Consider the following 18,376-nt stretch of genomic DNA (forward strand, 5'->3'; position numbering starts at 1 on the left):
GGGTTCAAGTCGTGCGGCGCATCGATTGGTCGACGGGTACGCAGTGAGAGCGACTATAAAGGCATAAGAAAAATAATTTAAATACCGTTAGAGCATAACCATATGAACCGGTTCATACGTTGCAAAGGGGCGCCGGGCGCCCCTCAACGCCACTCGCTGTAAGGCTCCAGCGAAGTGACCGGCAGGGCCAGGTTGCCGCGCCACGGTTCGAACAGGTAACGCACGTAGAACAGGGCATGGCTGGGCGCATAGTCTTTGCTGTGCTGCCAGTCGAAGCCACCGCCCAGCGCCCAGCGATCGTTCAGGCGCCGCTCAAAGGCACCATGCAGGCGGTAGCCCACGCCGGTACTGCTGCTGGCGTCGGTGGTCGCATCGATGTTGGTCCCACTGATGCCCGAGGAAGCGATAGCAAAGTGATCAAGTATCTTGCGATTGACGCTTGAGTCCGGGTACAGACTAGTGCTGCCACTGTGGGAACGGGACCAACTGACCGAGCCCTCCAACAGGAATGACCAATCATAATTACGCCAGGCATAACTGACCGGCACCCCGATCGAGTCGTAGCGCTCAGGGCTGTAGTACCCACCTTGCCCCAGGCTGTAACCCCCAAGGTCCTTGTCATAATTCCAGTGCATCACGGTGAGGCCAACGCGCATGCGCTCGTCCGCCCGTTCAATTGCCCTGAAGTAATACCCCGCCATGGCGCGGGTACGCTGGTTGTCGGCGACGTTCTCACCGTATAGCCAGTGATGCCCCAGGCTGGCCCAGACACCGTAATCACCACCTTGATCCCAACTCAGGCCTAGCGTGGCCCCGTTAGCTGTCACACCGCCCCAGCGGATACCCGTGTTGGGGTCGCGGGTGCCTGCAAACGAAAGTAGCGAGTTGCTCATTGGTCGGCGCGAGGCAGCCAGGGACCAGCCGACTTGCCCAAGGTCACCGTTGAGGATTGCACCGCCGAGCCAGTTGTTGACCTCAAAGCCTTGGGTAGTGCCCAGGTCGAAGCCCCAACGTTCATTTTGCCATCCTGTTGCCAGCACACTGCCGTTGGCGGTTTGCGAACCGCCTGAGCATCCGTGTGTCACTGAACCACCTGCACCGTCGGTGGAGGTGAATTGGCAAGAACCAAAATCTTCCCTGTTTTCGCCGTCCGTCAGATCAAACGAACCCGCATCCATACCAATGCGCTCGACCCGCGCAAACGCCCTGCCGTCTTCCCAAGGGGTATCGACATGCAGCAAGGTCGATTGGGTGCTCAGGCGAGAGATGCCGGGCGTGCCGTCGTTCTTGCGCCAGCCGTAGTCATGCATGAGGGTGACGCTGGTATTGCGCTGCTGGTACAGCTCATCGACGTCGCTGCGCAGGCTGCGCGCCAGCCAGTCATCGGTGTCTTTTGCACGGCTGGCGAAGGTCATGACGCGATCGTCACGCGGCGACGCCTGCGAGCGGCTGATCATCTGCGCATCGGCCATCGCCGCTGCGTACAGATCCAGCGCCCGCTGTGGGTCGTTGGCAGCCACCAGACGGGCTGCGTCGCGGCGCAGCAACGGGTCGGGCAGCGCCTGCCTGGCAGCAACATGCTCCAGCAGCCGGGCCGCTTTTTCCTTCTCGCCCAGGGCAACCAACACTTCAGCATAACGGCGCTGGGCATCGCTCTGCTCATCGGTCAGCTGCAGCGGTTGCGCATCCAGCGCCTGGCGCACACGGGCCAGGTCGCCTTCGGCAATCCAGCTCTCCATCACGCCCAGGCGGGCCTCCGCACGCTGCGGCTGAACCTGCAGCACGCGCTGGTAGTAACCCAGCGCCTTTTGATGATCGCCCCGCTGTGCCGCCCAGTCCGCCATCAGCAGCAGGTCGTCCGGGTCACCCTCGCCCTGGGCCAGGCCGGCTTCCAGCACGGCGCTGGCCTCGTCGGTACGGCCCTGGTCCTGCAGGCGCTGGGCCTGGGCCAGGGTCATGCGCCGACGCACGCGTTTGTCGAGGGTACGCATGTCGTCGGTCCAGGCGCCTTGCGGCACGGCGCGCAGGGTGTCCTGGACCTGTGCATCACGGTCGCTGGACTCCAGGTACAGGCCATGGGCGTAACGCGTGGCAGGGTCGGCGGGTTGGCGCTGCAATACGCGGGTGAATGCGGCGTCGGCCTCAGCGTTACGGCCCTGTTGGCGCAGGCTGTTGGCCAGCTGGTAGGCCAGCCAGGGCTCATCGGGTGACAACTCGGCAGCCTGCCCCAGCAACCGGCTGGCGGTCGCCCAATCCTGCCGTTGCACGGCGGCATCAGCCTGCTCGCGCAGGCGGCCAAGCGCCAGACTGCGGCGCAGGCTGGCGAACTGGGCCTGTTGGGCCGCAGGCAGGCTGCTCAGATACGCTTCGGCCTTGTCTGTCGACTGCGCCTGATAGATCCGCATCAGGCCGCGCACCGCGCTTTCATTGCCCGGTACCTTGCGCTGCACCTGCAGGTATTGCCGCTCGGCACTGGCCAGGTCGCCTTCGGCGAACGCCACATCGGCCAGCCCCAGCATGGCGAACTCGTCGTCAGGGCGCTGCTGGCGCGCCTGCTGGTAGAGCGAACGGGCAGTGCGCAGGTCTTGTTTTTCCAGCGCGCTGTCGGCCCGCTGCAGCATCCCCCAGTACTGGCTGGAGGCTTCAAGGTCTTTCCATTTACTCATCAGGCGGGTGTTCTGCTCGATGGTAACGGCCTGGTGGAATGCCGCGTTGGCTTCCCCATAACGGCGCTGACGCATCAGCGCAACGCCGAGCGCGCCGTGCAGGCTGGCATCATCGGCATAGCGACGCAGGGCCAGGCGCAGCTGCGCTTCGGCCTGGACGTTGCGGTCCTGGTCGAGCAAGGCCTTGCCACGCTGCCCGGCCTGCCAGGCCGGGTCGGCCACCAGGGTGCGTTGCTGCTTGAGGTTGTCACTGGCCAGCGGCAACAGCGGCGACGCCGGATAACGCTGGACGAATGCCTGCCAGGCAGCGACGCTGCTGGCACTCACCGGTTGCTCGGACAGGTAGTCGAACTCGCGCTGCGCGGCGGCATCGCGTGCCGTCGGGTCGCGCGACAACTGGTCGAGGATGGCCAGGGCTTCACTGTCGCGGTCCTCGCTGAACAGCCAGGCAGCCAAGGTCTGGCGCAGGCCGACATTGCCCGGGTACTGGCGATCCAGCTGCTGCAACTGGCGGATCGCTTCCGGCCGCTGGCCGGCCAGGTTGCCGCGCACACGCCAGTAGTCCAGGGCCAGGTCCAGGCTGGGCGGTTCGCCGCCAAACAACTGGTCATAGGCGACCAAGGCCTCGTCGTAGCGCCCGGTCACCGCCATCAAGCGCGCCTGCTGCAGGCGCTGCGCCTGCTCCGGCTGCTGCAGCGCCATCAGCCGTCGGGCTTGCCGATCCTGAAGGCTGCCGGGCGCCAGTTCGCTGATGCTTGCACGCAGTTGTTCAGCTTCTGCAGGTTTCTGCTCGCGCAGCGCCAGGCTCAAGGCAGCCAGCAAGGCATCAGGGTTGCGCGGTTCCAACAGGCGCAACCTGGCCAGTGCGTCGTGAATCAGGTCGTCGCGGTGCAACGCCTCGCCAATACGCACCTGCTCCAGCAGCCATTGGCGCTGTTCATCGCGGTCTTTCGGTTGCGCGGCCACGGCACAGGACAAAGCGGTCAGCGTCAGCACGCCGATCATTCGGAACATGGAACACTCCAGGCGGGCAGCAGGCGACCTTGGTTGTCGAAGCGATAACGGGCTTGGTCCCAGCCTTGACCGAACAGGGCAAGGACCTGGTTGTAATACGCCTGTGGCTCGGCAGGCTGCTCGCGCAACCTTTTGCGCTGCGCTTCAAGTGCAGCGTGGCCATCTGCGGCGCTGGCCAGCAGCGGCAACAGCGCTGCAGAAAAGCCCACTGGGCCATGGCCGTTCTGTTTGGCAGTGCGGGCATCGACGCTCTCCGGCGGCAGGCCGCCCTGGGCCGTGGCAGCGACCATCGGTGCAAAGTGACGCAGCAGCTCGTCGCGCTGCGCTGCACCGTTGGCCAGCATGCCCAGCCACAGGTACACGCGGATGGCGTCATAGTCCCCGGCACTGCCGTGCTCAGGGTCGGGCTCGATGCCTGCCGCAGGTGTCCACAGCAGCCAGTCCGGGGCAAAGCCCTTGGGCGATGACTGCAACCAGAGGCGGCGGACGTTGCCGGCCATCTCGCCCCATAGCGGGTCCACCAGGGCAAAGCGGTCGAACAGTTGCGGCGGCAGGTAGCTGGGGTTCAGGCGCCAGCCATGGTTGTCGTCGAAGCCGTAGTCCGCCGGCAGCAGCATCACACCCAGGCCCGGCAACTTGCGCACGGTCTGCGCGGCAATGCGCCAGAGCATCTGCGTGCCCAGCCGGGCATACGCCGGCTCATTCCACAGCCGCCCCGCTTCGAGCAGGCTGTAGGCGATCCACAGGTCGGCATCGCTGGCATTGTTGCTGTCCAGCACCTGCCATTGCTGTTGCTTGCCGCGGCCCCAGAGCCAGGCCGGCAAGTGCCGGGCAAGGTCGCCTTCGGCGAGGTTGTTGCCGGTCCAGCGCAGCAGGTTGTCGAACGCCTGGCGGTCGTTGCCGACCAGGGCAAAGAACAGCCCATAGCTCTGCCCTTCGGAGGTGGTGACCAGGCGCTCGTCACTGCGGTCGAGCACCCGGCCATCCGCACTCATCAGGTCGGTCTTGAAACGCTCCCAGGCCGGCCACGGGCAAGCCGTCGACGCGCTGGCGACAACGGGCATGCACAGCACCAGCAGCGCGGCCAACAGCTGACGCATGGTCAATCGGCCCCGCTCAGGCGACGGCGCCCGGCCCAACGCAGCGCACGCCACAGCAGGAAGGCGAACAGCAGCACGCTGATGACGGCGATTACCGCGATCAGGGTCGGGTAATCGGAAAGGTGGAACCACATCAGCAGCCACCATGGCAGCTGGCCAACGTAATAGTGCTCGCCCACGAACTGGCTGCTGACACCGCTGGTGCGTACCAGGGCGACGGAGCCTGCCACGGCGTCGAGCTTGCCGGAGTCGGCCAGCACTTCACGCAGCAAGGCGTACGCGTCATCGGAGCTACCCAGCAAGGCAACGACGCTGCGCTGCTCGTGGAACGGCGACTTCAGCCCGGTGATCGCGGCAATCGGCGCCTGCGCACTGACTTCGATGCGGTTGTTGGACACCACGGGCGCCGTGTCGAAGCGGCGGCTGCCAGGTTGCTCCACCGCCCGCCCCTGCACCATCCAGTCGCGCTGTGCGTTCAGCAACAAGCCCAGGTTCGGCTGATCGTGCAGGTCTTCGGGCAGGCTGCCAATCAGCAGCAGGTCGGCATCGGCGTCGGCAGCCTGCTTCCAGTTGTCGCTCAAGCGCACATTCAGGGCCGGGTAGCCCACCTGCCCGCCGATGCTGCTGATCACGTCAAGCAAGACGCCGACCTGCATTGCCGTGGGCTTGGCCGGTACCACGACCAGGGTCTCGGAGAGGTCGGCCATGCGGCTGTAAGGGAAGCCGCTGCGGACGAAAGCTCGCAGGTCAGGCATGGCCATGTAGTGGTAGTAGCCGGACAGGTCGATGGTCGAGTTTTCGTCGATCGCCGCACGCACGTCTACCGGCAGTGATGTCTGGCAGTGGTCGCGCTGGGCGCTGCCCACGGTGCTGGCAAAGCTGAAATCGAACCGCAGGCGGTTGCGCGCGCCGATCTTCAGGGCCGGGACCAGCGATTGCTCGGTCAGGGCGGTGCTGTCGGTAGACAGCACGTTCAGGCGCATTTCTTCCAGGGTGCTGCTGCGGCGGTCATTGCCCACCAGCGGCATGCTGGTGATGTACTGGTCGTTGACGCTGATGCTCAGGCGCGACTCATCGGTGACCGCTGGCGGCGTGTAGCGGTACAGGGTCTGCAGCGGAATGCCCTGGTTGCGCCAGACGAACAGGTCTGGCGGCAGGTTCACGTCGAGGGTGATCGGCCGTGGCTGTAAGCCGCTGACCTGCAATTGCTCCGGGTAGTCGAGCAGCTCGGAGAACCGCACCGGGCGGTCGGTACGCGTCCAGTTCGGCGCGTCGTAAGGCTTGCGTGGCTGCAGCGCGGTCAGCTGCTCGACCTTGACCCGCGAGCCGCGGAACAGGTCGCTGCCGACGGCCAGCGCCGAGGCGGCCTTGACCAGGTCTTCGTCATTGCGGCCCAGGACCAGCAGCAGCTTGCTCCAGCGGTCGCTCGGGTGATCGATCAGCTGCACCACCGGGCCGTCGACCGCCGGGAATTTTTCCAGGTCGGCGAGGAACGCCGGGCGCCGGTCGTTGGTGGCGAAGACAATGGCTGGCTGCGGTTTGTCGCCGCTGGCCGGCAGGCTGTTGAACGACACCGGGAAAGTCGCCTTGCGCCAGCCGGCCTTGCTGCCGAAGTACGACGCCAGGATGGCAGCGGCACGCTGCTCGCCCAGGGTCGGGGTGTCGGCAAACACCACCGGCAACTCGACCTTGTTGGTATCGCGTGCATCGAAGAACGGCAGCGGGAAGTAGGCCAGGTCATTTTCCAGCGCCAGCGCCTGCTCGCGCAGTTGCACCTGGCTCTTGCGGTTGACGTTCAGCCACAGGCCGCTGTGCGCCGGGTCTTCACAGATATCGGTGTAATGCCCGACGAACTCCAGGCGCACCCGGTTGAAGTCGCTGAGCAGTTTCGGGTCCAGCTGCAGCTGACGACGCACGCGCTGGCCGAGCTGGTCCTTCTCGATCGGCACCACCCCCATCAGCTCGTCGTTGAGGTACACGCGCAGATGCGACAGGTTCGGCAGCAGCGCTGGCGACGGGGTGTAGTCCAGTTGCAGCACCGCGTCGGTGGCCAGGCGATCCCGGCGCAGGCCGAACTCGATGTTTTCGCTGTTGCGAACGCCCAGCATCAGGCTGTCGGCCGATCGGCCAAGCTGCTCGAAGGTCTGGGTGACGGGCCAGTTGGGCACCGATGGCTCGGCCGGCATGGCAAGGGGGGCTACAGCGGCGACAGCAGCGTTCTGGAACAGCGAGGCAAGCAGCGCCATCGCCAGGCCCCAGGTGCGTGCGGGATAACGAGTCATCATGCGTCTCGGTCAGCAAGGTTCGTGGAAGGAAGAGGTCGGGGTGTATGCGGCAGGTAGCTGGCCAGCCAGCGCAGCAACGCGTACAGGGGCAGCAGCCACCCGCGCAGCCAGATGGGGGTGTGTTCGATCATGCGCAGGTAACCCACGCCGCCCAGCTTGAGCACATCCATCAGGCTGCGCAGCGGGCGGTCGACTTCGTGCTTGTCCTGCCAGCCCAGCCAGGCATCGGCACGGGCGAAGGTGCAATGCACCAGGTCGATGCGCTGCTGCTGGTTGAGGCCCTCGAACGTCAGGCCCACATGCCGGCCGACAATGCGGGTGACCCGTGCATTGAAGGCAAACTCACGCTGCCCGCGGCTCAGCAGCAGGCGCACGCGTTCCCCTGAGGCAGGCTTCACACCGTCACCCAATTGCAGGCCGATGCCGCCATCGGAATAGTCGACCAAGGTGCACGGGAAACCGTGGCCACTGTCCAGCAGCAATGCGGCCGGCAGGTGCATCTGCACGCGGTGTGCACGGCGCACCTGGCGCACTTCAGCGGCCACTGCGCAGGCGGCGCCGAGGATCAGCAGGTTGTAGGTCACCCACAACGAACTGACGATGACCGTGCCGATTTCCGCGGCCGGGCCGGTGAACAGGCGCCAGACGGCAAAGCCCAGGCCGGCCACGTTGAGGCCCGCGAGGAACAGGTAAGGCTGGGCGATGCGCCAGTCGAACTGCCCCTCTTCCATCAGGCCGCCCTTGGCCGTGACGTTGAACTTGCCCTTTTTCGGCGCGAACAGCGCGACCGTGGTCGGGCGGGCGATGTACCAGGCCAGCACGGTCTCGTACACCTCGCCCCAGAAGGTCTGCCGGTACTTGCCCTGCATGCGCGAGTTGGTGAGGCTGGCGTGAATCATGTGCGGCAGCACGTACAGCAGGATCATCACGGCAGGTGCGTAGATGATGTAGGCGTGCAGCAGCAGGAATGCCAGTGGCGCGGTGAGGAACACCAACCGCGGCAGGCCGGCCAGGAAGTGCAGCATGGCGTTGGCGTAGCAGACCCGCTGGAACAGGCTCAGGCCGCGGCCGAACAGGGGGTTGTCGGTACGGAAGATCTGCACCATGCCACGCGCCCAACGAATGCGCTGGCCAATGTGCGCCGACAGGCTCTCGGTAGCCAGGCCTGCGGCCTGGGGAATGCCCAGGTAGGCCGAGGTCCAGCCCTTGCGGTGCAGGCGCAACGCGGTATGGGCATCTTCGGTGACCGTTTCGACGGCAAAGCCTCCGATGTCTTCCAGCGCGGTGCGCCGCAGCACGGCACAGGAGCCGCAGAAGAAGGCGGCGTTCCACATGTCGTTGCCGTCCTGGATCAGCCCGTAGAACAGCTCGCCCTCGTTGGGGCGGCGGCGGAACGAACCCAGGTTGCGCTCGAACGGGTCGGGCGAGAAGAAGTGGTGAGGCGTCTGCACCAGCGCCAGCTTCGGGTCCTTGAGGAACCAGCCGACGGTCATCTGCAGGAAGGAACGGACCGGCACGTGGTCGCAGTCGAAGATGGCGATCAGCTCGCCATCTGTGATCCCCAACGCATGGTTGAGGTTACCCGCCTTGGCGTGATGGTTGTTCGGCCGCACGATGTAGCCCACACCGACCTCGTCGGCGAAGGCGCGAAACTCCTCACGCTTGCCATCGTCGAGGATGTAGATGCGCAGGCACTCGCGTGGCCAGTCCAGGCCCAGGGCAGCGAGCACGGTGGTACGCACCACCGAAAGATCCTCGTTGTAGGTGGGGATCATCAGGTCGACCTTGGGCCAGCGCGCCGGGTCTTCCGGGAGGTTCGCCGGTTTGCGCTGCAGCGGCCAGCAGGTCTGGATGTAGCCGAGGATCAGCACGAACCAGGAGTAGGTTTCCGCCGCGAGCAGAATCACGCCGCAGATCAGGTCGAGCGTGTCGTTCCAGTTCAGGGTCGAGGTGTAGCGCCACCACAGGTAGCGGCAGGAAATGATCGTCGACAGCACGATCAGCATCAGGGTCGGGAAGCGGCCTGGCATGTAGCGCACCAACATGGCGATGCCCCACAGCAGGAAGATGAACACCAGCTGCGCCAGGTAGCCGAACGGCTCGGTCACGCAGAGCACGGCCAGCAGCACGGCGAACGCGGTGAGCACGGTATAGAACAGGCGCCGGCCGAACACACTCAGCTGGCGCAGGCGCCGGGCGGCACCTTGCTGCAGGTCGCTGTCGCGAAAACGTGCCGGCACCTGGCCCATGGTTTCGGCTACCCGGGCCCGGCAGTTGCGCAGCACCCTCAAGGCGCCGTGCAAGTAGCCGGCCGCGAACGACAAGACCCGCAACGGCCGCCCAGGCTTGCGCGGCTGAGGCACTCGCCGCAGCAGCAGCCAGACGCACTGGATCAGCAGCCGCAGTGGGTCGCCCAGCGATGGCCGCTTGCCAACGAACTGCGGGAACAGGCGCTGACGCTCGGCCAGCAATGCCTGCCAGGCAGGCGACTCGAGGCGCAGGAACAGGTAGGCCAGCCACACACCCAGGGTGAACAGCAGGGCAACCGCCTGCTGTGCGCCGCGCGCGGTGAAGTGGGCGTAGGCCGAGCGTGGGGTCACGTTCACGCTTCACGCCTCGCCATGCACCGTACTGCCAGGCTTTGCACATCGCGGGATGCCAGGCACTGCGGGGCGTAGTGGCCGACCGGCGCCTTGCAGGCGAAAGCCTCGACGAACGCTTCGTCACGGTGCACCAGTTGCATCGGCAGGCGCTTGCGGAACAGGTCACGCCAGACCATCAGCACATCGCTCTGCAGGCTGCTGGCCGGGTCGAAACGGTTGACCAGCAGCAGGTCGTAACGCTCGACCTGCTGACGGCCCAGCAGGATGTGGCTGGTCATCTCGGCCTCGGCCACCAGGATCCGCATGTCGGTGACAAAAGCAGACGTTGCCTTGGCCGCTACAGGGTGAGGCAGGTCGAACAGCAGCCAGTCGAAATGCCCGGCCAGGGCTGTTTGCCGGCTACGCCAGACCTCGGGCTGCTGATAACCGTTCAGCTCTTTGAGCCGGTGCGGGTCCACTTCACCAAAGGGCATCACGCACAGGCCGTCGAGTACCTCATACAGGGGCTCGTCGTAGGGCCGCCCCTGCAACTCGGCACACGCCCAGCCATCGCGCTGCTCGTACGGCAAGTTGAAGTGCAGGCCCAGCAGGTTGTCCGGGCTCATGTCGACCAGCAGCACGCGCTCGCCCAGCTCACGCAGGGCATAACCCAGCGCCGCCAGCAGCGCGGTACGGCCCAAGCCACCACGCAGTCCATGCAAGGCCAGGCTGATCATGGCTGCACGGCCTCCGACTGCTCGGCCCGCGCCAAGGCAGCTTCTTCCAGGCGGGCCATGCAGCTTTCGCCCAGCAGCGGCCAACGCTGCAATGCCTGCTGCACACCGACCATCATGGAAATGTCCTGATAGCTCAAGGCAGGCATGGCCAGGTACTTACGCAACTGGGCGATATCGTCACTGCGGTCGGATGGGTCAGCTTTGCCAGCCTTCATGGGCTCTCCTTGGGAACAGGCTGCCAATCCGGCTGGCCTTGCAGGCGCATATAGGTTTGGCCCTGGTAGTCCAGCACCTGGGCGCCGGAGGTTTCCGACACACGCTCGGTGGTCGGCAGGTCGGTCAGCAGGCTCGGCAGATCGAGGGTCTGCCCTGCCCCGAGGCCGGCATACACGCGGGAAACCAGCTCGGACAGCGCCAGGAAGCTGGTCGGCGCGGTGACCCGCAACGGTTCGCCACGCGCTGGCTGGCCCATGCCAATGAACTTGAGGCCGACCGGCACATGGGTGATCGACGGGGTCGGGATCTCACGCATGCCGGACAGCTGCATGCGGTCACCGTGCAAGGCCGCGCCGTGCTCGGGCACGATGGCGACCACCACGCGACGGCCGCTGGCTTCGAGCTCGTCGAGGAACTTGCCGAGGTCGCCGAACAGGCGATTGGCCCGCGTGGCGTAATCGGCCGGCCGCGTGCCACCGTCGGCGGTCACCATACGGTTGCCGTCATGCAGGCTGATGGTGTTGTAGAACAGCGAGACATGGTCGGCGCCGGAGCTCTTGCGCTTGCCCCACCAGCCGTGCAGCACGTCCAGGTCGCCGGCGATCGGCGAGCCGTCGAAGCTGACCAGCGCCCGCGGGAAGTCGCTGACGCTGAAGCCCGGCTGAGGCATGTGCTGGGTGGTGATGTCGCCGATGAAGTTGTCGAAGCGTCCACTGTGGTTGAGCAGTGTCTGGCTCTGGAACCCGAGCTTGGCCAGGTTCTGGAACAGCAGGCACTGTTCGGGTGCCTGCTGGTACAGGCCCGCGTGGGACGACTGGCCGCAGCTGGCGCGGAGCATGCGAATCGCCGCCGGCCCGCTGTAGGAGGTGGCCGAGTTGAACTGATCGAAGACCACGTCCAGGCGCGAGAACAAGGCGTTGTCGTGCATGCCAACGGCCGAGAGGTCGTCCCAAGCCAGGGAACACACGTTGATCACCAGCAGGTCGAACGTCTGCTCGTCAGGCTTCACGGCGGGGAACGTGGTTACTCGTTGCCGCTCACTGGCGAAGAAGCGCTCCAGCCAGGCATTCAGGGTCGCCGTGTCGGCAATGGCCGCAGCCGGTGCAGCAGCGCCCGTGGTAACCGACGTGGCTGCACCGGCAACGGCTGGCTGGCCGCCACCGATGCTCAACGCCGGCAGCCCGCCGACCGCCAGCCACGCCAGGCCGGCCAGGCTCAATGTGCTCAGGCGCAACCAGTGACGCAGGAACAGGTAGCCCACCAGCAGCAGTACCAGAGCGCCCACAAGGTTCCAGTTGATGAACCTGGCCAGCAGTTCCAGCAGGTAATCCCACGAGAAGTCGAGCACCCCCGGCTGCTCCAGCAAACGCCGGAACGGTGGCAACCAGGTGTCGTGATAGAACAGCGCGATGCCCGCAGGTACGGCCACGACCTGGCGCCCGACGCGCAGCCAGCGCCCCGGCAACGGGATCAGCAGAAATGCCGCGAACAGCAGGTTGGGCAGGGCCTGGAAGTCCAGCATGCCCACCGCGACCAACAGGAACTTGGCCAGGAAATAGAGGTTCCAGGCACCCAGACCGCGCCAGCGGGCCGGCACCTGGGCGGAGAATGTCGAACTGGTCATTTTTCAGAGTCCTGACGCACAACACGGCGGCGTACACCCACCGGCTTCAGGTAACGGGGTCGCAAAAGGCGGTTCAGCCAGCCCTGCACGGTGGCACGCACGCTCACCACGAACAGGACCAGGATCAAGGTAACCAGCGCACTGATGCCGACTACCTGAAGCAATTGCACGAAGTTCATGCTGCCCCTCCATGGCCCAGGGCGATCTGCCGAGGCACCAGGGTGGGCCGCTTGTGCGCCGCTGGCAGTGCCATCGACTCGGCCAGCGGCGGCTGCGGTATGGTTTCATCGAGAAACGCCGGAGCCGACAGGCTGTCGAGGCTGACCAGAAGATCCTGGCTGATGAACAGCTCCTTCCAGGACAACTGGAAGATATGGTCCAACGCCTGTTCGACACCCTCCGAACGGCAGGCGAACAGGAACAGGAACAACACCTCACCGACCACGCAGGCAATGTCGCCATCGCGGCGGAACACCGTACGCGAGCAGGCCTGCAGCGGGCTCAGGCCTGGAGCCGGGCGCAGCACCAGCAACTGGTGGACGATTTCACCATTGCGATGGCCGTGCCACATCTGCTGCACCGCTTCGGCAAACACCCGCGGTGCCACCAGGCCGCAGACCGGCAGTGGCCGCAGGCGAGCGAGCAAGGCATCGAAATCGGCCGGCAGGTGGCGGCGCCAGACGTAACCCTGGATGCTGTCGACCATGGTCAGGAAGCGCGAAAGGCTGGCGCCGAACGGCACGATCTGGCTGGCACCACAGGCCAGTAACAGCTGCTCGTCCTGGTAGCGCAAGGTCGGCGCCATTTCCCGCACCACCAGCTTCAGGGCATTGCCACGCAGTTGCCGCAAGGTGTGCAACTGACGGGCGAGGATATCGAGGCGCTGGCCACCATCCATGGCAAAGATCACGGTTGCCGACACGGCGCGACTGGCCTTGGCGCCAACCTCGCTGATGCTGTCGAACACCTGCCAATGCTCCGACAATGCTGGCGCACCTTCGAGGACCTGGCTCTGGGCCAGGCAGAGCAGCTCGTCGCCACCGGCATCGGTCAACGGCAGAGGCCGATTGGCAACGGCAAAACCACCGGCTTGGCGTGCAAGCTCCAGGTCTTGGGTGCCAGCAACACCCAGCCTGTTGCTCCAGAAGTGCTGCAGGTAACGCGTGCCGCCCTGGCCGCGATACAGCTGGGCTAGCCCGTCGAGCGACTGGTTGAATGCGCGCAGGCGCTCGACCAGCGAGGCGCTCTGCCCTTCACTGATCACCAGAATCAACGCACCGGCCGCAATCGCCGCCTGGCGCAGCGCCAGGCACCAGTGCTCGGCCTTGCCGTCTTCCCAGGCAGCCGATGGCACGATGGCCAGCAGCATTCGGCCAGGCAAGTCGATACGCGGCAGGTCGTTTGTCAGGTGCAGGATGGCCCGCGTGTCGGCCTCGAACAGCGTCAGTTCGGCAGGACCACAAGCGGGGTCCAGGCCTTCGAGGGCCTCATGTATCACACGCGCACTACCCAGCAACGCCGCCCGGCCTTGTTCAGGCATGGCTTCGATCACTTGGCGGCAGAGCGTAGCGGCGTTTTCTGTGGTGTCACAGGCCAACCAATACAAGCCTTGCTCATGGAACTGACTATGCTCGGCACCTAGTCCGGGAATAGCCAACAATGGAATACTTTTCGTCAAAACGATGACTCTGAATTCGAAATCGGAGCTGATTCAAAGACGTAGGCCGCACGTAAGCTTCAGCGGCTTTTTTGACGAGCAAAAGTGTCAAAAATACGGCGCCTGCAGATGGGGCTTTAGTTTAAGCCGTCAATTCTACAGCACTAGGTGAAAATAGTGTCAAGATGATGTTTGTGAATTGCCGCACACGTTTGCCAGTGGCGATCTGACGCGACCCGATCATCACGATCGACAACAACGTCAGCTGGCCGGCCGGCGCAGCGGGGCAAAGTTGCCTATGCTGCGCCAGAACCTACCCTGAGGATTCAACGTGACGAGGATGGATGCCATGTTCTATGTGCAACGCGACGGCGAGGGGCAGTTGGCGCGGGTGGAAGCCGCGCCCTACGCCGAGTACACGGAAATCCTGCCCGCCGACCATGCGGAAATCCAGGAATGGTTCGCCGACGATGTCGTCGAGAACAGCCTCAAGCAACTCAAGCAGAGCGACCTGGACATGATCCGCGTGCTCGAAGACCTGATCGAGGTGCTGACCACCAAGGGCGTGATCAGCATCACCGACCTGCCAGCCGGGGCTCAGGCCAAGCTGCTCAACCGCTCGACGGCGCGCAAAGCGTTGGGCAGCCTGAACAACCTGATCGAAGAAGAGCAGGAAGGCGGGCTGATCTGAGATCAGCGCCAGGGCGCGGGCTCCCCGGACAGCTGGCCCTGGATGCCTTCGATGCCCATTTCCTGCAGCACCTGCCGCTCGCCTTCGGTCTCGACCCGTTCGGCGATCAATGGCAGGTCGATGCTGTGCGCGGCACGCTGGATGGCCTCGATGAACAGCCGCTTGTGTTGCTCCTGGTCGATGTTGCGGATGTAGCTGCCATCGATCTTCAGATACGCCAGGCCCAGATGCGCCAGGTTGCCCATCATGCTGAAGCGGCCACCAAAGCGCTGCAGGGCCAGGCCGAAACCGAGCACGCGCAAGCGCCGGGTCAACTGTTCCAGCGCGGCCTGCTCCGGCAACTGCTCCTCGCCGATCTCGAAGATCAACCGTGCGCCCGGCGCCGTGTGCTGGCTTAGCAACTCAAAGACCCGTTGCAGGGCCTTGGGGTCGGCCAGGGTTGCGGCAGACAGGTTCAGGGCCAGCACCTGGTCGTGCCTGCGCGGGTGCGCCAGCGCTTGTTCCAGTACCAGCAGGTCCAGCCGCGCCATCCAGCCAAAGCGCTCCAGCCAGGGCAGGAAGCGGCCGGCGGGCAAGGCCTCGCCCTGCTCGTCGAGCAGCCGCGAGATCACCTTGTAGTGGAGTACCCGCTGAGGGGCCTGGGTCTGCACCACCGGCTGGAAGAACAGTTCGAAGCGGCCTTTGACGAAGGCCTCGTCAAGGCGCGTATGCCACTCGTGCTGGCTATCGCCAGCAACAGCTGCAGCGCCCTGCTCCAGGCATACCCAACCTGGCGTCGGTTGATTCTCGGCACGTGCCAAAGCCTCATCAGCCAGCTTGAGCAGCGCCTGCGGCGCATTACCCGGGCTGAACGGTGCCAGGCCAATGCAGGCGACCGGAGAGATATCGCTGGCACCGGTTTGGTGAAGGCTCTGTAGCGCCGCCTCAAGGGCCTGGGCAAGCCGCACAGCGTCTTCGTGGACCATACCTGGCGCCAGGATGGCGAACTCGCCGCCTCGGCTGCGGGAAATCAGGTCGTTGGTCTCCGGAAAGGTGGCGCAGGTGCTCCTCAGCTGCTCTCCCACCGCTTGCAGCAGCTGGTCAGTACGTTGGCCGCCGAGGCGCGCATTGAGCCCTACCAGCCCCTGCACACGCAGCAACAGCAGGTAGCCGGCACGGGCCTCCTCCATGTTGCTGACGCGGGCGTTGAGCTGCATCTCGAAGTAGCGCCGGTTCGACAGCCCGGTCAGGCTGTCTTGATAAGATTCGGCACGCAGCCGCTCACTGCGCTCAGCCTGCTCGCTGAACAGCGCCTTGAGCTTATCGACCATCTGGTTCATTGCCTGCACTACCCGGCGTAGTTCTGGCGTGCGCGGCTCCGGCAAGCTGTGAAACTCACGCCGGGCAATGGCATGGGACTGTTCAACCATCGCGTCCAGCGGGCGCAGCTGGCGGCGCAGCAGCAAGGCGCCCAGCGCCGCGCTCGCGGCGCCGCACAGCAACAGCCAGCCGAGGCTGCCCAGGGCACTCTGCCAGAGCTTGCCGATGGCAAACATGGGATGGCTGATCACTTCGACTCGCGCGGCCTGCTGCCAGCCGCGACTGACGATGGCATCGCCGCCAGCCGCTTCCAGGCCGATCAAGTGAATGAACCAGGCAGGCACGCCACCTGGGTCCGGCTCGGCGTGGCGCTCCACCAGTACGGCGTTGGAACCCAGGTCGATGACTTTGATGCTGGCATAGTAGCCACTGTCGAAGATCGAGCTGACCATCAGCTCTACCATGGCCGGGTCATCGATATTGGGTGTCAGTGATAACGCCAACGCGGTGGCAGCATCCTGGGCATGCGAGCGCAGCTGGTTGACGTACTGACTACGCGAACTCTCCAGGCTGACCATGAAGCTGCCAGTGAAGGCCACTACCAGGAACAGACAAATGGCCAACAGCAGCTGTTTGAACAGTGACATCTGCGCTCCTTCAGTAGACCGGTTCGGCCGGGAACCCTTCGGCCTGCATTTTCTTCAACACGTCCTGCCAGCGTGACAGGCGCTTGGTGTCGCCGACCTTCTTGTTGCCTGCGGCGCCGGTCAGCCACAAGCCTTCGCCATTGAAGGCATAGACCGGCAGCAGGTCGGTGCGTTGGCTGGCCGGTTTGATCGCGTCCATCAGGCTGTCGAGCACCAACGGCTGAGCCTGTGGGGATGAATAATAGGTCAGGACCATGTGCGCACGGTTCTGGCGCAGGGCTTTGACATAGGTAATGCGCAGTTTCTCGGCGGGAATACCCATGCGGCGCAGGCTGAAGTACTTGGCGATAGCGTAGTCTTCGCAGTCGCCGGCGCCCTTGATCAGGGCCTGGATCGGCGTGGCCCAGTAGTCGACTTCGTGCCAGAGGTCGATGTCTTCGACATAACGCAGTTGCTGGTTGAAGAACAGGTTGACCACCTCCAGGCGCTGCAGCTCGGTGCCTTGGCCGTGCGTCGCCATCAGGTTCTGCCAGGCATCGATGCGGGCCTTGCCCGCCCCCAGCGGACCATACAGGGCCTGGGACTTGCGGCTGATCTCAGCGAAATCCCAATCCGCATGCAGGCTGCCCAACAACAGGCCGCCAAGCATCAGCGCAAGGCAGGCACGGCGCACGGTGGTTTTGAGCAACCAGGTTATCGCCACTGCGAAGCCCTGTTCAGATCAGTCCAGAGCAGCGATGGTGCGGCCTGCCCACTTAAAAGACAATGGCAGTGCGCAAGCCTGTAGCCGATGGTCGGCTGGCTATAACTTTATTGTTAGCGCTTAGTGTGTGTCGCTTCCTTTGCCGGGAAAACTCATCCACCATTATTGCGAGCCTGGTCTGCTCGCTCTGTCGCGGGCGCAGGTTTGACAAGTCCCCTTGCCTGTCACTAGTGTCATTGGATCCAACTTTTTTGTCGTCGAGGCACACTTCGCTTGGCCGAGAAAATCAAACTCAGTAACGTGCTGGCCAGCGAACAGCTGCCGGCACACCTGGCCCGTGGCGTCATTGAAGAACGTCTGCGCAGCGCCATTCTCGATGGCCGCCTGCCACCTGGCACCGCCGTGCGCCAACAGGAAATCGCCGACTTGTACGGCGTCAGCCGTATGCCGGTGCGCGAGGCGCTGCGCCAACTGGAGGCGCAATCGCTGCTGAAAGTGGAAATGCACAAAGGCGCGGTAGTCGCACCGTTGATTGGCGAAGACGCCGTCGACACCTATGCATTGCGCGTGCTCCTCGAGAGCGAAGCGCTGCGCCAGTCGATCCCGCTGCTCGAAGCCGATGACATCGCCAGCGCCCGCAGTTACATCGAGCAACTGGAGAACGAAACCAGCCATGCGGAAATCGGCCGTCTCAATCGGCTGTTCCACATGTCGCTCTATGGCAAGGCATCCAACCAGAAACTGTTGCGCCTGATCGAGAACGAGTTGAATGAGGAAGAACGCTTCCTGCGCTTCCACTTGTCGTCCATGGGGCTGGGCAAGCTCACCCAGGACGACCATAACGCCTTGGTCGATGCTGCCGCTGAAAAACGGGTCGACGAGGCGGTAAGGGTGCTGGAGCAGCATCTGAACAATGGATCGCGGGTAATCAGAAACTACCTGGACAAACAACTCGCCCGCTAGCGCTCAACACCAGGGTGTTATGGCCCGGAAAAGAAAAAGCCCCTGTCTGCAATGCAGACAGGGGCTTTTTGTTTGAATCTTGACGATGACCTACTCTCACATGGGGAAACCCCACACTACCATCGGCGATGCATCGTTTCACTGCTGAGTTCGGGATGGGATCAGGTGGTTCCAATGCTCTATGGTCGTCAA

Annotated in this window: 13 protein-coding genes and 1 rRNA gene; 2 read left to right on the top strand and 12 right to left on the bottom strand. The window is 64.4% G+C overall.

Annotation, left to right across the window (positions count from 1 at the left end; all coding sequences use genetic code 11):
- Positions 1–143: 143 nt before the first annotated feature.
- Genes bcsC through bcsE form a run of 9 tightly spaced genes read right to left on the bottom strand, consistent with a single transcriptional unit; the run spans position 144 to position 13,890 of the window.
- A complete protein-coding gene (gene bcsC, locus J7573_RS14160; RefSeq protein WP_294335721.1) occupies positions 144–3,680 on the bottom strand; it encodes a cellulose synthase complex outer membrane protein BcsC in 3,537 nt (1,178 codons plus the stop codon).
- The gene (gene bcsZ / locus J7573_RS14165) at positions 3,668–4,780 is read right to left on the bottom strand and encodes a cellulose synthase complex periplasmic endoglucanase BcsZ (RefSeq protein WP_294335722.1); all 1,113 of its coding nucleotides are present in this window, start codon (positions 4,778–4,780) and stop codon (positions 3,668–3,670) included. Before bcsZ ends, bcsC begins: the two co-directional genes overlap by 13 nt.
- A gap of 2 nt (positions 4,781–4,782) precedes the next feature.
- Complete coding sequence (gene bcsB / locus J7573_RS14170; RefSeq protein WP_294335724.1) at positions 4,783–7,065, bottom strand: cellulose biosynthesis cyclic di-GMP-binding regulatory protein BcsB; 2,283 nt, start codon at positions 7,063–7,065, stop codon at positions 4,783–4,785.
- Positions 7,062–9,671, bottom strand: a complete 2,610-nt coding sequence (bcsA, locus tag J7573_RS14175; protein WP_294335725.1) for a UDP-forming cellulose synthase catalytic subunit — start codon at positions 9,669–9,671, stop codon at positions 7,062–7,064. Before bcsA ends, bcsB begins: the two co-directional genes overlap by 4 nt.
- Positions 9,668–10,384, bottom strand: a complete 717-nt coding sequence (gene bcsQ / locus J7573_RS14180) for a cellulose biosynthesis protein BcsQ (protein WP_294335726.1) — start codon at positions 10,382–10,384, stop codon at positions 9,668–9,670. Before bcsQ ends, bcsA begins: the two co-directional genes overlap by 4 nt.
- On the bottom strand, positions 10,381–10,599 hold the full coding sequence (gene bcsR / locus J7573_RS14185; RefSeq protein ID WP_294335727.1) for a cellulose biosynthesis protein BcsR: 219 nt from the start codon (positions 10,597–10,599) through the stop codon (positions 10,381–10,383). The genes bcsQ and bcsR overlap by 4 nt, the downstream gene beginning before the upstream one ends.
- Entirely contained in the window at positions 10,596–12,224 is a 1,629-nt protein-coding gene (gene bcsG, locus J7573_RS14190; protein WP_294335729.1) for a cellulose biosynthesis protein BcsG, read from the bottom strand. Before bcsG ends, bcsR begins: the two co-directional genes overlap by 4 nt.
- On the bottom strand, positions 12,221–12,403 hold the full coding sequence (bcsF, locus tag J7573_RS14195; protein WP_294335731.1) for a cellulose biosynthesis protein BcsF: 183 nt from the start codon (positions 12,401–12,403) through the stop codon (positions 12,221–12,223). The genes bcsG and bcsF overlap by 4 nt, the downstream gene beginning before the upstream one ends.
- Positions 12,400–13,890, bottom strand: coding sequence for a cellulose biosynthesis protein BcsE (bcsE, locus tag J7573_RS14200; protein ID WP_363263845.1), 1,491 nt, complete (start codon positions 13,888–13,890; stop codon positions 12,400–12,402). Before bcsE ends, bcsF begins: the two co-directional genes overlap by 4 nt.
- Before the next feature lie 340 nt (positions 13,891–14,230).
- Between bcsE and J7573_RS14205 the strand changes: the two genes are divergently transcribed.
- Positions 14,231–14,572 carry a tryptophan synthase subunit beta gene (locus tag J7573_RS14205; RefSeq protein WP_294335735.1) on the top strand — a complete coding sequence of 114 codons (342 nt, stop codon included), beginning with the start codon at positions 14,231–14,233 and terminating at the stop codon, positions 14,570–14,572.
- 2 nt (positions 14,573–14,574) lie between these two features.
- On the opposite strand, the gene lapD is transcribed toward J7573_RS14205, so the two are convergent.
- Positions 14,575–16,518 carry a cyclic di-GMP receptor LapD gene (gene lapD / locus J7573_RS14210; protein WP_294335736.1) on the bottom strand — a complete coding sequence of 648 codons (1,944 nt, stop codon included), beginning with the start codon at positions 16,516–16,518 and terminating at the stop codon, positions 14,575–14,577.
- Positions 16,519–16,528: 10 nt separating this feature from the next.
- Positions 16,529–17,221: a cysteine protease LapG gene (gene lapG, locus J7573_RS14215; RefSeq protein ID WP_294335738.1), complete on the bottom strand. Its 693-nt coding sequence runs from the start codon at positions 17,219–17,221 to the stop codon at positions 16,529–16,531.
- Positions 17,222–17,494: 273 nt separating this feature from the next.
- Between lapG and J7573_RS14220 the strand changes: the two genes are divergently transcribed.
- Positions 17,495–18,184: a GntR family transcriptional regulator gene (locus J7573_RS14220; protein WP_294335739.1), complete on the top strand. Its 690-nt coding sequence runs from the start codon at positions 17,495–17,497 to the stop codon at positions 18,182–18,184.
- A 77-nt stretch (positions 18,185–18,261) separates the two neighbouring features.
- Here J7573_RS14220 and rrf read toward each other — a convergent pair.
- Positions 18,262–18,376 (bottom strand): 5S ribosomal RNA (rrf, locus tag J7573_RS14225).

Origin of the sequence: Pseudomonas sp., assembly GCF_017744435.1 — a bacterium.
Lineage (GTDB): Bacteria > Pseudomonadota > Gammaproteobacteria > Pseudomonadales > Pseudomonadaceae > Aquipseudomonas.